This is a genomic window from Adhaeribacter rhizoryzae (genome assembly GCF_008629685.1).
Lineage (GTDB): Bacteria > Bacteroidota > Bacteroidia > Cytophagales > Hymenobacteraceae > Adhaeribacter > Adhaeribacter rhizoryzae.
In genome coordinates this window covers 37,893-53,362 of the sequence record NZ_VWSF01000022.1, presented here as the reverse complement: position 1 = coordinate 53,362, position 15,470 = coordinate 37,893, and the positions used below count along the sequence as shown (strand labels likewise).

9 protein-coding genes are annotated in these 15,470 nt (G+C 42.7%); 4 read left to right on the top strand and 5 right to left on the bottom strand.

Annotated elements, in window-relative coordinates; translation table 11 throughout:
• Nucleotides 1–7 precede the first annotated feature (7 nt).
• Entirely contained in the window at nt 8–3,142 is a 3,135-nt protein-coding gene (locus F0145_RS20955; RefSeq protein WP_223816185.1) for a SusC/RagA family TonB-linked outer membrane protein, read from the bottom strand.
• Between the two features lie 577 nt (nt 3,143–3,719).
• Between F0145_RS20955 and F0145_RS20950 the strand changes: the two genes are divergently transcribed.
• The 3 genes from F0145_RS20950 (at nt 3,720) to F0145_RS20940 (ending at nt 8,279) form a co-directional block, all read left to right on the top strand.
• The gene (locus tag F0145_RS20950; RefSeq protein WP_150091721.1) at nt 3,720–4,772 is read left to right on the top strand and encodes a LacI family DNA-binding transcriptional regulator; all 1,053 of its coding nucleotides are present in this window, start codon (nt 3,720–3,722) and stop codon (nt 4,770–4,772) included.
• A gap of 109 nt (nt 4,773–4,881) precedes the next feature.
• A complete protein-coding gene (locus F0145_RS20945; protein ID WP_150091637.1) occupies nt 4,882–7,050 on the top strand; it encodes an alpha-glucuronidase family glycosyl hydrolase in 2,169 nt (722 codons plus the stop codon).
• Between the two features lie 116 nt (nt 7,051–7,166).
• A complete protein-coding gene (locus tag F0145_RS20940; RefSeq protein ID WP_150091635.1) occupies nt 7,167–8,279 on the top strand; it encodes an endo-1,4-beta-xylanase in 1,113 nt (370 codons plus the stop codon).
• A gap of 335 nt (nt 8,280–8,614) precedes the next feature.
• On the opposite strand, the gene F0145_RS20935 is transcribed toward F0145_RS20940, so the two are convergent.
• Together F0145_RS20935 and F0145_RS20930 are read right to left on the bottom strand one after the other, a co-directional pair.
• On the bottom strand, nt 8,615–9,799 hold the full coding sequence (locus F0145_RS20935; protein ID WP_150091633.1) for a parallel beta-helix domain-containing protein: 1,185 nt from the start codon (nt 9,797–9,799) through the stop codon (nt 8,615–8,617).
• Between the two features lie 455 nt (nt 9,800–10,254).
• Nucleotides 10,255–10,821 (bottom strand): hypothetical protein, encoded by a 567-nt coding sequence (locus tag F0145_RS20930; RefSeq protein WP_150091631.1) that lies wholly within the window; start codon nt 10,819–10,821, stop codon nt 10,255–10,257.
• Between the two features lie 792 nt (nt 10,822–11,613).
• On the opposite strand from F0145_RS20930, the gene F0145_RS20925 reads away from it, so the two are divergent.
• Nucleotides 11,614–12,207, top strand: coding sequence for an HD domain-containing protein (locus F0145_RS20925; protein WP_150091629.1), 594 nt, complete (start codon nt 11,614–11,616; stop codon nt 12,205–12,207).
• Here F0145_RS20925 and F0145_RS20920 read toward each other — a convergent pair.
• Entirely contained in the window at nt 12,179–12,637 is a 459-nt protein-coding gene (locus F0145_RS20920) for a Crp/Fnr family transcriptional regulator (protein ID WP_150091627.1), read from the bottom strand. The genes F0145_RS20925 and F0145_RS20920 overlap by 29 nt on opposite strands.
• Nucleotides 12,638–12,645: 8 nt before the next feature.
• Nucleotides 12,646–15,408: an MFS transporter gene (locus tag F0145_RS20915; RefSeq protein WP_150091625.1), complete on the bottom strand. Its 2,763-nt coding sequence runs from the start codon at nt 15,406–15,408 to the stop codon at nt 12,646–12,648.
• Between the last annotated feature and the right edge of the window lie 62 nt (nt 15,409–15,470).

The following is a 15,470-nucleotide window of genomic DNA, read 5'->3' as shown; positions in this document are numbered from 1 at the left end:
CTTTTCGTTAAAATGTTACATTTAAGCCTACCAGGTAGTTCCGCGTGGCGGGTGAGTTGGTGCCTAAAGTCAAAATGCGTCTCAGGTTTCCGGAAAGCGCTACGGCTGCATTTTCGTTACCAAATGAGTTGGTTTCGGGATCCATACCGGTTTCTTTATGATAAGGCGAGAACAACACAAATGGATTTTGGGCAGTAACATAAAGCCGCAGGTTACCTACACCGGCCTTTTGCATCCAGTCGTTTTTGTTAAAGTTATAACCAAGCGAAACAGTGCGTATTTTCAGGTAAGAGTGATTGAAATAACCCAGGGTACTGGCATACTTCGGATTGTCGCCGCTTAAATATTTGCCGGGTCTTGGATAAGCGGCATCGGTGTTTTCGGGTGTCCAGTAATCTACCTTTACGTTATTGCGGCGACCGCTCAGCATATTTAAATAGCCTCCCGAGCCGTAGATGGTGCTGTTAACGATGCCGCCGTTTTGAAAGGCCGCTACCGCGCTCAGGTCAAATCCTTTATAAGAAACGCGGGTATTAAAGCCTCCCTGGAATCTGGGATTCACGTCAATAATTTGCCGGTCAGCGGGTCCGATAGCCCGGGTGGGTGTACCATCTGCGTTAAAAGTGCCGGTATATTTTACTCTTATGGAACCTAGTGTTTCATCAGCATTGGCGGTTGGCTCCAGAATATTCCGGTGCGGGTCTTCTGCATTCCATAAACCTAATTTCTCAAAGTCGAATATTACATTCACAGGATGTCCGACAAACCACCAATTAGATTCATCTCTATCTTGTCCGGAAGCCAGCGCTACCACTTTGTTGCGGTTGGCGTACAAATTAACACCGGCTTCCCAGGTCCAGCCATTAAGGTTTTCCAAAATTACGCCGTTAAGCGAAAGTTCTATTCCTTTGTTTTGGGTTTGCCCTACGTTTTGCACAATACTGCCCACGCCCGATGTAGGCGGCAGGTTAACCCCTAGCAGCAAATCTTTGGTCTTTGTTCTATAATATTCTACCGTACCTGACAGGCGATTATTCAGGATAGCGAAGTCTAAGCCATAGTTAAAGGTCTGAGAATATTCCCATCCCAGATTTGGGTTAGGTATTTGGGATACATAGAAACCGGTTTGGTAGTTGGTAGGGCCAAAATTGTATGGCCGGGTACTTAAAAGGCCCAGAGTAGCGTATGGATTAACCGCCTGGTTAGAGGTTTGTCCATAACCTACCCGCAGTTTTAACATGTTTACCAGACCCACGTTCTGCATAAATGATTCTCTGGCAACATTCCAGCCTACCGAAACGGCCGGATAGGTATGCCATTTATATCCCGGAGCCAGCCGAGAGGAACCATCGGAACGGACGGTAGCGCTTAATAAATAACGGTCGTCGTAGGAGTACATCGCGCGGCCCATCCACGACATCAAGCCGCTTAAAGTATATTGCTGCTCGCCCGGGGCAACTGTAATTTCGCCGGCCGCATTACCTAAGTTGTAATATTGAAAAGCATCCGACGGAATATCGATTGCCGCTATCTGGGACCTGTTGAAGGCGGTTTGCGAAGCAGAGTACAAGCCTACTATATTTACATTATGCTTCCCGGCAAAGGTGCGATCGTAGGTGAGTAAGTTTTCAATGGTCCAGTCGGTTGTAACGCTGTTACTAACCGAACCCGTGGAAGGGGTTTCCGCGTTAACGGCGTTAACTCCCCGTGCGGTGTAGCCGCCACCCTGCGACTGCCGGTAATTCAAGCCCAGGTTGGCCCGATACTTTAAACCTTCTACGCCCGGGATTTGTACCTCCCCGAATAAGGTGTTATAGGTAGCAAAAGCCTTGGTTTCGCTTAACCACCTGTCACTTAAGCCTTCTATTATATCTCTGGTAAGTACAAAGCTTTCATCTAACGGCATCTTGATGGTTCTTTTCAGGGTGCCGTCTGTATTATAGGGGTTGGCAATCGGCGAATTGCTTAAATTACCATACAGCCCCACGTTGTTTCCTTGGGTTTTGTTATAGTTGTTGTTGGTGGTAAAACCTACGCGGATATAATTACCAATACCCTGATCAAGACTACCACGCATAGTATAACGGTTATATTGCTGGGTAGGAATTACACCTTGATCATTAAAATAACCTGCACTAAAATTGTAGCGCCCCTTTTCGGTACCACCAGAAACGCCTAAGTCATGGCTCTGGGTTGCCCCTCTTCTGTATAATAAATCCTGCCAATCGGTATTAACATCATCAGATTCATCTAATGAGTTGTTATACAAACCGGCTGCCTTACGGAGAGCGGCAAACTCCTGGCCGTTCATCATCGGAAATTTAGAGAAAACCTCTTTTACACCATAGAAACTGTTATAGCTTATTTGGGGTTTCTGCCCGATTTTACCACTTTTGGTTGTTACTAATACCACACCGTTAGCGCCGCGCGAACCGTAAATAGCCGTGGCGGAGGCATCTTTTAAAATATCTATGCTCTGGATATCATTCGGGTTGATGTCGCTGATAGAGCCCGGATACGGGATACCATCCAATACTACCAGCGGGTCGTTGCTGGCAGTAAGCGACCGCGTACCGCGAATTCGGATTTGCATAGAAGCGCCTGGCTGGGATGATGTCTGCGAAAATTCAACGCCAGGCAAACGCCCTTGCAAGGCCTGCGTAATATTTCCCGCCGGCACTTCCCGTAGCACATCTCCGCTGATAGATGCAACCGAACCGGTTACGGCTTCTGCCCGTTGGGTACCATAACCCACTACTACCACTTCTTCCAAAGCTTTTGCATCGGGGCTTAAAACCACATTTATAGTAGTTTGGTTACCTACCGTTACTTCTTTCGCAACATACCCTACGTAACTAATAACCAGCACCGCATTATTATCCGGAACCGCAAGCGTAAAGTTACCTTCAGCATCAGAGGCGGTTCCGTTGGTAGTACCTTTTATCTGTACCGTAACCCCGGGTAATGCGCCACCCCCAGCTTCCGTTACCTTGCCAGATACTTGCCGGCTCTGCGCCTGCACCGTAGACCAGGCCAATCCTAAAAACAGGAATAAGGCCGTAACAACTATCAACTTCAGCCTCAGAAACCGATGGTTCTGAGTAGCAGAAGTTGGAACTTTTTGTAAAACGTAATGCATCATAAATTAATTAAGGATTTAATAATTTAAGTAGTAGCCGTTTAACGCTTTTGTAACTACCTGCTTGTTTCAGCCCGTTAGGTTGTACCAAAGGTTAAGCTGCTTAAAATCAGCAATAAATTGTCTTTCAGGCTTTAAATATCATAAGAATTACTATAATTACAATCGATTGCATAGCATAATTTTACTTAATTTTTAAATATTGCAACCAAAATTATAATCTATTAAATTTATATTCATAAAACACAAATATTATTAAATAATATTTAAAACATTTGTTAGCTCTAATTAATCAATTGTAAAATTGTAATGTTCTTTGATATTATCCAGATAAATATTACAGACTTAGACAATATTTACACTTTATACATGCAAGTAAGACTGCTTATAGTAATACTTTAGAATATAAATATCGTAAACAATTAATATACATACAGAAACACCTTTATAAAAGGCAAGTTTAACCAAGGTTATTTCTAAAAATTATACTTTGTTGTGGTAAATACAGGAATACCTTTTTATATTGCAACCGATTACAACAACTTTACAGCTTTAGTTGTAATTAGTGGCCGCAGTATATATGGAACTACTCAGTACAGGTAATAAAGAGATTACCATTTATGATATAGCCCGGGAGTTGAATATTTCGCCGGCCACGGTTAGCCGGGGCCTGAACGACCATCCGGCCGTAAATAAAGAAACTAAGAAGAAAATATTTAACATGGCAAAAGAAATGGGCTATCGCTCTAATACTTTTGCCAGTAATTTGCGGCGGCAACGCACCAATACCATTGGGGTAATTGTACCCCGGCTCAATAGTAATTTTATGTCGTCGGTTATAGCGGGTATGGAAAAAGTAGCCAACGATGCCGGTTACAACTTAATTATCAGTCAATCGTTGGAAACTGCTAAAAAAGAAGCTACCAATGCCCAAACCATGTTTAACAGCCGCGTAGACGGCTTGCTGGTTTCGCTGGCTTACGACACCGACAATATTGAGCATTTTAAAGACTTCCTGAAAAAAGGCATTCCGGTTATTTTCTTCGATAGGGTTTTTAACCATAAACAATGCACCGGCATTGTTATAGATAATGTAAAAGCCGCCCAGGAAGTAACCTCGCATTTAATCGGGCAAGGCTGCCGACGGATTGTGCATATTACGGGTAACCTGAAAAGAAACGTTTACGCCGATCGCCTGAAAGGTTATAAATACGCCTTAGCAGACCATAACCTGGAACTAGATAATAATTTAATTATTCAGACGAATCTTAGCGTGGAAGATGGCATAGCAGCTGCCGAAAAAATTTTGCAGATGAATACTTTACCCGATGGGGTATTTGCCGCCAACGATGCTTGTGCCGTTAGCTGCCTGCAAACCCTGAAACAAGCCGGTATTGCCATTCCGCAGGATATTGCTTTTGCCGGTTTCAACAACGATCCGGTTTCGAAGGTGGTAGAACCAAACCTGACTACCGTTGATTATCCGGGCTACGAAATGGGGGAAGTTGCCGCGCAAAACCTGATCAGCCATTTAAACGGCACTTCAAATATTAACAGCACCAATACCATTATTCTGCGGTCGGAGTTGGTTATCCGGGCATCTTCGCTGCGAAGCGATTCTCTTAATAAATAACACTTGTTTAAACTTTACTGCAGATTTAACCACCCAATAATATTTTAACCCAAATGGCTGCCCGCAGTAGCAACCTTAATTATAAAAACACAGAATCAGGTAAAATTTTATGATACAAAACAAGATTGCCTTAACCCTTTTATTACTCCTGCTCCTGGCCGGCCTATCCGTAGGTGCTTACGCCGAAGATGGTTACCGCCTCTGGCAACGGTACGATTTGGTAAAGGATGCTAAAAAACTAAAAGAATACCAGGGCCGCGTACAACAGGTAGTTATTGAAGGTAGCTCCCCCACGCTTACCGTAGCCAAACAAGAATTACAACAAGGGCTGCAAGGTTTATTAGGCAAAAATATTGGCAACAGTAATATGCTAAAACAGGCTAACAGTTTGCTGGTGGGTACACCGCAAAATTCCCCGGCCATTGCTGCTTTAAACTTAAATCAACAACTTGGTTCGGTTGGCAAAGAAGGTTATTTAATATTAACCACAACCGTTAATCGCAAAAAAGCCACCGTTATTGCGGCTAATTCCGATGTGGGGGCACTTTACGGCGTTTTTCATTTTCTGCGATTAATTCAAACCCACCAGCCTGTAGACCAGCTAAATATTAGTAATGCCCCTAAAACGCAGCACCGTATTCTGAACCACTGGGACAACCTAGACCGTACCGTAGAACGGGGTTACGCCGGCTTTTCGTTATGGGACTGGCATAAATTACCCGATTATATCGACGACCGTTACCTGGAATATGCCCGCGCCAATGCTTCTATTGGTATTAACGGCACCGTATTAACCAACGTAAACGCCAACGCCTTAATATTAACCAAACCTTACCTGGAGAAAGTAAAAGCCCTGGCCGATGCTTTCCGGCCGTACGGCTTAAAAGTTTACCTCACGGCCCGCTTTAGTGCTCCCATTGAAATTGGCGGCTTAAAAACCGCTGACCCGCTAGATGCACAAGTTCAAGCTTGGTGGAAAACTAAAGCCGAAGAAATATATACCTACATTCCGGATTTTGGCGGTTTTCTGGTAAAAGCTAACTCCGAAGGCCAGCCCGGTCCGCAGAACTACAAACGCACCCACGCCGATGGCGCCAATATGCTGGCCGATGCCGTTGCCCCCAAAGGCGGCATTGTAATGTGGCGCGCTTTTGTGTACGACAACGAAGTACCCGAAGACCGGATAAAACAAGCTTACAACGAGTTTAAACATTTAGATGGTCAGTTCCGGAAAAATGTAATGGTGCAGGTTAAAAACGGTCCGCTAGATTTTCAGCCCCGCGAACCTTTTCACCCGTTGTTTGGTGCCATGCCCCAAACCCCGCTCATGATGGAGTTTCAGCTTACCCAGGAATATTTAGGTCAGGCTACGAATCTGGTGTACCAGGCGCCGCTGTACAAAGAAGTTCTGGATGCCGATACCCACGCCAAAGGCGCCGGTTCTACAGTAGCTAAAGTAGTAGATGGCACTTTGCACAACTACCAGCTTACCGGCATGGCCGGCGTAACCAATATTGGCAACGATCGCAACTGGACTGGCCACATGTTCGGACAATCTAACTGGTACACGTTTGGGCGGCTGGCCTGGGATCATACCTTAACTTCCGAAGCTATTGCCGACGAATGGCTGCGCATGACTTTTAATAACGAAGAAAAATTTGTTTCGCCGGTTAAGGAAATGATGCTGCAATCGCGCGAAACGCTGGTGAATTACATGACGCCCCTTGGCTTGCACCACATTATGGGCTGGAGCCACCACTACGGCCCCGGGCCTTGGGTAGATAAAAAACACCGCGCCGACTGGACGGCTGTTTATTACCACCGGGCTAGTGCCGAAGGTATTGGCTTTGACCGTACGGCCAGCGGCAGTAACGCCATTGCCCAATATTTCCCGCCGGTAGCGCAAAAATTTGGTAACCTGGCTACTTGCCCCGAAGAATTTCTGCTGTGGTTTCACCGGGTAAGCTGGGATTATAAAGTAAAATCGGGTCGCAATTTATGGGATGAACTTTGCCATAGATATTACGCAGGTGCCGAGGGCGTAAAACAGATGCAACAAACCTGGAATGCCCAGGAAGCCAACGTAGACCCGGAGCGTTTCCGGCACGTGAAAACTTTTTTGAGCATTCAGGAAAAAGAAGCCCGTTGGTGGCGCGATGCCTGCGTGTTGTATTTTCAATCTTTCTCTAAAAGACCAATTCCGGCCGGTTTACCCAAAACCGACAACACCCTGGAATATTACAGGAAGTTAGAACCTAAATTTGTACCAGGTATTTAATTAATTTTTTAGTCTTACAACCAGAATATTTAAAAGAGAAGTATTCTGGTTGTAAAGGTTATCATTAAAATCAATATTCATTCTATTAAAATCGCTACAACGCTTTACAATTAATAATGAAAAAAATAATTATCTCGGCTTGCTTGGCGGCGTTTGGCCTGGGCTTTGTACAAAAATCGGAACCTACTTTAAAAGAAGCTTTTGCCAAGGATTTTTACGTGGGGGCAGCTGTAAATAATGCCCACGTGAGCAGCCGCGACGAAAAAGCTATTGCTTTAATTAAAAAGCAATTTAATACCATTAGCCCCGAAAATTCTCTAAAATGGGGACCAATACATCCTAAACCAGATGCCTACAACTGGCAACCAGCCGACGATTACGTAGCTTTCGGGCAGAAAAATAAAATGTTTATTGTGGGGCATACGCTGGTTTGGCACCAGCAAACGCCTAACTGGGTGTTCGAAGACGAAGCAGGCAAACCGGTTAGCCGCGAAGTATTACTGAAACGGATGGAAGACCACATTAATGCGGTTGTTGGCCGCTATAAAGGTAAGATTAACGGTTGGGATGTGGTAAACGAGGCCATTAACGACCAGGACGGCGGCATGCGAAAAACCAAGTGGTTCGATATTATTGGCGAAGATTTTGCAGCCAAAGCTTTTGAGTTCGCGCACAAAGCCGATCCGAAAGCCGAATTATATTACAACGATTACAGCCTTTACCGCGCCGATAAACGCGCAGGCACCATAAAATTGGTAAAAAGTTTGCAGGCAAAAGGCATTCCGGTAAAAGCCATTGGGATGCAAGGCCACTACGGTTTAACGGTACCAACTATTGACCAAATAGAAGCCAGTATTGTGGCTTTCTCAAAATTAGGCGTAAAGGTTAATTTTACCGAGTTTGATATTGACGTGCTGCCAAACCCCAGCCGCCGGCAAGGGGCCGATATTGCCGAAACTTTTGGCCAGGACGAGAAATATAATGTTTATACCCAAGGCTTGCCCGATTCGGTGCAGCAAAAACTTACCAAACGCTACACCGAATTATTTGCCTTATTCCGGAAGCACGCCGATAAAATTGACCGCATAACTTTCTGGGGCGTAACCGATGCCAACTCCTGGCTAAACAACTGGCCCATTAAAGGCCGCACCAGCTATCCGCTCCTCTTCGACCGCAATTATCAACCAAAACCAGCTTTCCGGGAAGTAATTAATACTACCAAAAAGTAAAATCTTAAACCATGAGCTTACGAGTAAATTTTAAGTGGTTCATAAAGCATAGAAGCAATAGGTAGCGTTTTTACCGGACTGGCAAGTAATACCAAAATAAAATGATTGCTGTGCTTTAAAATACAGCAAAGGCCAGGCCTCCCACCACGGTCATTCTGGAAGAATCTTATTCGTAGGTAGCCAATAAGATTCTTCCAGAATGACCGTGGTGAGTGGGTGTTCTTTAGAAAATATTAATTAGAAAGCTAATGCGCAATTTTAATTTAATCGGGGTTTAATAACACAACTTTAACGAAGAAGAAAGCCGCACCTAACTGGTGCGGCTTTTTGGTTCGTTACTTTTTAATAGCTACAAAACTTTCCGGACAGGCGGGCAAAACAGCCGGAAAACTAATAGTGTAAATATTATCGCGCCAGCAATTATCTGTACCGGAGCCATCCCAGAATAAATCTGCGCCGGGTAGTGGCAGGTTGGTCGGCGGAGCAGCACCATTATTTTTTACTACATTTTTAATAACCCGGGTGCCGTCCGGATTTGGCTCAATTAAATTAAAAGCTTCGGATGGCAAGCCGGCTAAACCACCCAATAACCGGGTGCTTACTACCGCTATGCCTAAAAAATTATTACCCATTACCTGATTCTGTACCAAACGCGTATTATCGGTGCCTACTACTAAAATACCCGTACCAGTTGGCACAAAATTCTCAAAGCCGCCACCCGGCTCGGCAAAATTTGCCAAATTATTATTTACCACCTGGTTATGGGTTAGCAGAATATCGGATGCGGTAGTAACCCGCAAACCGGGCAATAATACCACCAACATACCGGCCGTATTATTATAACTTTGGTTATGGCTGGCGATAACCTTCGAGCTATTTTCAATCTCCAGCCCTATTACATTTTTGTAAGTTTTGTTGTGGAGTAGTTGCGTGTCTTCGCACTGACCAATGTAAATGCCGCTATCGGTGTGGCCAGAGGCTACGCAATGTTCTATCAGGCCGCGGTTAGAAGCAATCGGGAACAAACCATACTCACCGCAATTAATAGTAGTAACATGGCTCAGCACATAATCATCGGCCCGAATCATGAACACACCGTTCTCCTCAAAATCGCGCAAGGTAACCCCATACAACTTAAAACCGTCGCCGTTGGCTGTTACCCGAATACCATCCTCAGCGCTGCCGGGGTTCTGAATAATTACGTTTTGGCTGCCCTTAATGGTAATATTGGGTTTATCTACCAGAACAGCTTCTTTGTAAACGCCCGGTTTTATCAGAATTACACTGCCGGGTTCAGCCGCATTTACAGCCGCTTGTATAGATTGGCCGGCCGATACCATAATATCGGGTTTTTGCCTTTTTAAATCTGATTGCGTTTTACTTTTCAGATTTTCAGTTTCTGAGGCAGGCTGCACGCCTTCTTCGCAAGAATTTAATATAATGGTTAAAAGAATGGTACTGGCTAAAGTACCGGTAACCTTAACAAGCCGTGGCAGGAAAAGTATTAAAAATGCTTTCATAAACTTTTGATTTAAGGTTTTTTAAAAATTAAAAATCTACAAATTTTAATAGCCTGAATATTCAAACTTGCCTAGGTTTAGAAGGTAAGTAAGGAATAGTAAGGTTTAAAATTCAGGTTAAATAAAGGCCGGATGTAACTTTTACCGGAGCGACGGGTCGAAAAAATTAAAAGAATTACAATTTAGATGGCGTAGTAAGAAAGGCGCAATTCTTAACCCTAACCGTATTAATATCCTTATCAAATGCATACTGCGCTTTTAAATAAAGCCAAGGCTATACCTCCCATCGCGGTCATTCTGGAAGAATCTTATTAGCAGATAGCCAATAAGATTCTTCCAGAATAACCGCGGCGAGTGGATTTTGGTTGTAATTATTTTGTTGCTTTCAAAGCGCAATTCCTGCTTAATATTTAGTATAATTTATTTCGGGAGTTAATATTTAAGCTAGTTTTCAACTAATTTGTTTTGGGTAAGTAACTGATTAGATTACTTTTGTGCTGCTCAAATAATTGCTGATTGCCACTTATCTGAAAACGCTTACTTACCTTGCCAAGCAAAATACCAATACCAGTACCCGTAGCAGCACCCAACCCTGCCCCAATAATCGTGGCCCCTGTTTTATCAATTATTTCAAACGAACATTCGCTTAACCCAATAAATCCAGGTGTGGGATTACAAGGCTTATAAGCAATATTCCCAATAATACTTCCTAGAATTAAGCCGCCAATGCCTCCCAATATGCCTCCTGCTTTAGCAGAATCACTTCTCCGGACCTTAATCGCTGAAATATCTTTTATCGCTAACTTCTGATTATTGCGGCCTTCGGGGTTTAAACTTGTAACTACGCCAATGCGGCTTATTTCCAGGCTCGAATCATTTACCGAAAATAAAAAGCCGTTAACAATCCGGCTGCCTGTTAAATAAACCGTAGCTTTTGCTAATTTAATACCGGGCGGAAAAGCCCAGCTTTTTTCGGGGATATGCAAAAACAAACTAAGAAGAAAAACAATCAACGTTTTCATACCTATTCTTCTTAAAAAGACCTTAACTCTAATAAATAATTCAGAAAGCTGTATTTTACTTACTTTACACCAAATAAAATTTAGCATAGAAAAGCTGCAACTACCAAAACAAGGTAAAAGCCGAAAGAAGCAGGCAGCAATGTTGTTATAAGAAGTAACTTAAAATCTTTTTTGGTTTTGATTGCAGCTAGGGTATTGCAAGCAGTAATGCAAATTGGTTAAATATTGTTAAACACCTGTTAATAAATAACTTATCAATTATTACGCTACTAAAAAACAGTATAAATTAAAACCAACTCAAATTTTACTTGTTTAAACAGGCATCAATTATATTTGTAATATATAAATAAATTATTGCATTATAATATAAATCCCAAAGAAATTTTATTTAATATTTTTAACACTCTTTCTGGTTGAGTTAGATTATCCTGTGGTGTAAACGGCTATTATTTCGTTAAAAATTATTAGTAAGTAGTATTAGCGAAAAGGTTTGCAGAACAACAGCGTATTAGCCATAAACCTGCAATAGCTAGAGAAGAACCTGGTTAGCCAATTATTTATTATCGTAATATTTAATTTTACGTAAAATATAATAGCGGCGCTGCTTTGTATTCTCTAAATATCCAGTATTTTAGATACTTAATTAAAGCATTCATTATTTAACCAAATAGATAAGCCAAATTGCTACCAAATTACTTAAGTTAATTTTTTAGCGCATGAATCCGCTATACTGCTGGTTACACCCATAAACACCTGACTACATCTGCTGAACTTTCGCTACTGGGCCCTGCCATGGAAATATTCCCCCGCATAAAACAACATGTTTTGCATACATTAAAAACCGGACTTTCTCAAAACCTGACCTACCATAATTTAGGCCATACACTGGATGTGCTGGAGCAGGCCTGTGTAATTGCAGAACACGAAAACATTACCAACCCCGATGACCTATTATTGCTACAGGTAAGCGCATTGTACCACGATGTGGGCTTTCTGAAAATCTACTCGGGGCACGAAGAAAAGAGTTGTGCTATTGCTACCGCCGATTTAACTTATTTTGGGTTTAATCCGGACCAAATAAATCGGGTTAATGGCATGATTAACGCCACCAAGGTGCCGCAATCGCCGTTAACTAAACTGGAAGAAATTATTTGTGATGCCGACCTGGACTACCTGGGCCGCGATGATTTTTACCGGATTGCAGCCGGCCTGTACTTAGAATTTCTGGAGCAAGGCATTGTAAAAAACGAGCAGGATTGGGATTTGCTGCAGATTCGCTTTTTAGAAAGTCATCGGTATTTTACCAAATCGTCGTTGCAGCGGCGTCAGGCCAAAAAATTAGCGCATTTACAGGCCATTAAAGAGCGAGTGGGTTTGTTTCACTAGCTTTTTGGGAGGTAACGCTTTTAGCATCCATAATGCGCAAACGGCGGCACAAGGTTTTCAATATACCTTTTAACACCTCGGCGTTATTCATCATAATATCGTAAAAAGGCTCTTGTTCCAGTTTTAAGAGAATAGATTCTTCGGCGGTAGTGGCACTAGCCGACCGGCTTTCGGCATCCAGAATAGATAACTCTCCTACAAAATCATTTTCTTCCAATACCGCCAACGCATAACCGCCATCGTGCACCCGTATTTTGCCTTTAAAAATAAAGTACATGCAGGTTCCGGGGTCTCCTTTGGCAAATAATGTAACGCCGGGTTCCAGGTATATTTCCTCTAATATACCAGCTAATTCTACTAACTCTTGTTCGGGTGTTTGCCAGAATATTTCCGAAGCTCGTAAAAGCAAAACTTTTTCTATCAGCAGCATTCTTGTATTTACGTAAGCACAGATAAAACATACTGTTGGGTTTCCCGGAACAGCACATCGCCGGGTGCCGGCTCTTGGTTAATAACATGCGCCGGTATGAGCTGATTCCGTAGTTTCGGCACTTCGTACAGCGCTACCGACTTGGTCCAGGCATTACACCCGGCTTTATTCTGTAGCAATATTTCCTGCACAATATTATCGGCGGTTAGGGTTGCTTTTATGGGTAAAACCACTGGCACCCCGTTATTAATATCCTGCAGTAATTCTATTAAATTATTTACTTGCAAAAAATATTTTTTTGGCAAAAGTAATTCCAGCATTTCAATAGCGTTTGATATTTTATGCTGATTTCCTAATTGATACAACTGAATAATTCTATCTAGCTGCGACCGATCGTACAACAAGGCTAAACCTTTTAACAAGGCGGTTAAATCTTGTTTTATTTCCGAGTGTAAAGCTGTTTGCAATAATGCTGCTTCTTTGCAAAAGGCTAATTGTTTAAAATAAAATGTTTTTAACTGGCTCTGGCTTAACTTATTTTCAATCCAGAATCCTATTTGATGCCGCGACTCTTCGTCCGGAGTCTTCGTTTTTTTTGCCCAAAGTGCTTCAATCAATAAATTATCAATGTGTTTACTATGGCCGGTGGTGAGTAATTGCAGTAAAAACCGCGTCGAATGCTCGCCTTTTATTTTGCCGGCTGCTTTAACCAGTAATTCTTTTAAATTCCTATCCGGCAATTCAGCCGGCAAGTTTCTGGCGGCAAAAATACCGTCGCCGTATTCGAGCAAGGCAATTGCCAGGGCATTGTAAGCTTTCTTTTCGGCGGCTAACTTAAAAGCTTCCGGAAACAAAGAATAATCTTTTACCCGGCCCACCGCTTCTAAGGCATTATTAAAAACTGTGGGGTTATCATCGCGCAGCAACGTAGCCAATACCGGCGAAAAAATACCCATCCGGGTTTCCATTATTACCTGGCATACTAATAAACGGTCGTCGGGGTGGTAGCTGTTCGCCAATGTAATTAACTCTTGCTGTACCAATTGGTTTATCTGGGTTTCGTTGCGTTGCAATAACCCCACCAAAGCGGCTCTTTTACTTTTAGAATCAAGCAATTGGGCAGTAGCCAGCAAATCCTGGGGCAAACTATCGCTTAAATAAAATATTGCTTTTTGTAAAGAAACCCGCACCTGGCTGTCAGCACTGGTTTCCAGGTGTTTTTTTATTAAGGGCAACGCTTCGGAAATGTTATTCTGAATAATCCGGGAAAGCACATATTCTTTTACTTCCGGCGCTGAATTATCTAACTGCTCCAGCAACAACAAATTAAATTTGGGGTAATCGGCCCGTTCCAGCAAGTTTAATGCGTGAATTATTTCAACGGGTTTGGCAATCTTTATTTTCTGCAGCAAAGTATCAATCACTTTGGCATCATTTAAAAACATTTCGGTTTCAGAGAAGTAGCCTTTTTTTAAGGCGCTTACCAGGGTATCGCGGTATTCTTTTTTAATGAGCGGTACACTTAACGCCCATAAAACCAATAATACAGCCAGCAACTGCACCACATACGGAATACTAACATGCGCATGCTGCTGCAAGTAAAGCGTTAAAAACAAACCCACCCCCAGCAAGGCAAACGGCAAGGTGTACCCTTTGGCAATTAAATGGCCTTTTAGCCGGATGTGCGGATTAAGCGGCTGGAACAAAATAAAGAAAACCGGCTCCTGTATGGTCGACTTTAATATTTCGGCGAGCAACACCATACCCCCAAACGTATACAAATGGGTACGCAAGCCGGCTTCCGAAAAAAACAAGTACGCAATAATAAGCAACAATAAAAAAGGGGTAACCAGTAAGGCATTCGCCAAACCCAAACGGGCAATTACGCGGCTGCTAAATACCGTTTTTATAAAAATGGCCAGAAAGCGGCCCAAGGCAAAAAATATACCTATAAAAGTGGCTAATTCGTGTTCGTTCTGGTAATGATTTTTAATTTCGGCTAAAAACGTAAAATCAATAATCGAGAAAATACAATAGGCCAACAACGACCATAACGAAATAACAAAAATAAGCTGGTTATAGAAAAAGCGCTTAACAACCGATTTTTCGGCGACTACCCCGTGCGCGTGACTGGTTGGCCCGGCCGGGGAACCGTGCTGCTGATTAGCTTTAAAATTAGCGGAATGGGAATATTTATGCAGCAAAAAATACGTAACGAGGAAAGCTGCTACCGAAACCCAGATTAAATTTTTGACCGCAATAACCGGCACCAGCACCGATACCGAGAAATAACCCAGCAATTTGGCCGGAATATCGCCGGCGCCCACAATAGAAAACAGGCGCTTGCTTTCCCGTACATTAAACAATACAGCCGCCATTCCCCAGAAAGCATACCCCACCACCATATAAATTACCATGTTCCAGACGGCCAGCAACAACGAAAGCCAGGGGCTACTGATAAAGGAAATACAAACCCAGTATATAATAAGGGATGTTGCCGAAAGTGTAATAATTACTTTTAATAAATTTTCCGGAGCTAAACGTTCTTCGAGGCGGGCATATAAATAATTAACGCCCAGCAACAAACAAGCCGCCAGCATGTACACCCGCGGCAATAAATTTATTTCGAAGGCCGAAAGGAATAACGTAAGCGAGCTGATAAACAAAAAAGCGGTAGCCAAACCCAGGAAAAATTGTACCAGAAAAAGCTTCTTAACCAAACTAATTTCGCCTGGCTTTACATTTAGTAAAGATATTATTTGGTTATACATTTAAAAGCCAGCCAAAATAGTTAACACCCAAACTTACTTTAAGTTACGCTCATTAAGTTAGG

Bases quoted from the DNA above. Each gene is read 5' to 3' on its own strand.
- F0145_RS20955 (WP_223816185.1), bottom strand. From the start codon at position 3,142: ATGATGCATTACGTTTTACAAAAAGTTCCAACTTCTGCTACTCAGAAC.
- F0145_RS20950 (WP_150091721.1), top strand. From the start codon at position 3,720: ATGGAACTACTCAGTACAGGTAATAAAGAGATTACCATTTATGATATA.
- F0145_RS20945 (WP_150091637.1), top strand. From the start codon at position 4,882: ATGATACAAAACAAGATTGCCTTAACCCTTTTATTACTCCTGCTCCTG.
- F0145_RS20940 (WP_150091635.1), top strand. From the start codon at position 7,167: ATGAAAAAAATAATTATCTCGGCTTGCTTGGCGGCGTTTGGCCTGGGC.
- F0145_RS20935 (WP_150091633.1), bottom strand. From the start codon at position 9,799: ATGAAAGCATTTTTAATACTTTTCCTGCCACGGCTTGTTAAGGTTACC.
- F0145_RS20930 (WP_150091631.1), bottom strand. From the start codon at position 10,821: ATGAAAACGTTGATTGTTTTTCTTCTTAGTTTGTTTTTGCATATCCCC.
- F0145_RS20925 (WP_150091629.1), top strand. From the start codon at position 11,614: ATGGAAATATTCCCCCGCATAAAACAACATGTTTTGCATACATTAAAA.
- F0145_RS20920 (WP_150091627.1), bottom strand. From the start codon at position 12,637: ATGCTGCTGATAGAAAAAGTTTTGCTTTTACGAGCTTCGGAAATATTC.
- F0145_RS20915 (WP_150091625.1), bottom strand. From the start codon at position 15,408: ATGTATAACCAAATAATATCTTTACTAAATGTAAAGCCAGGCGAAATT.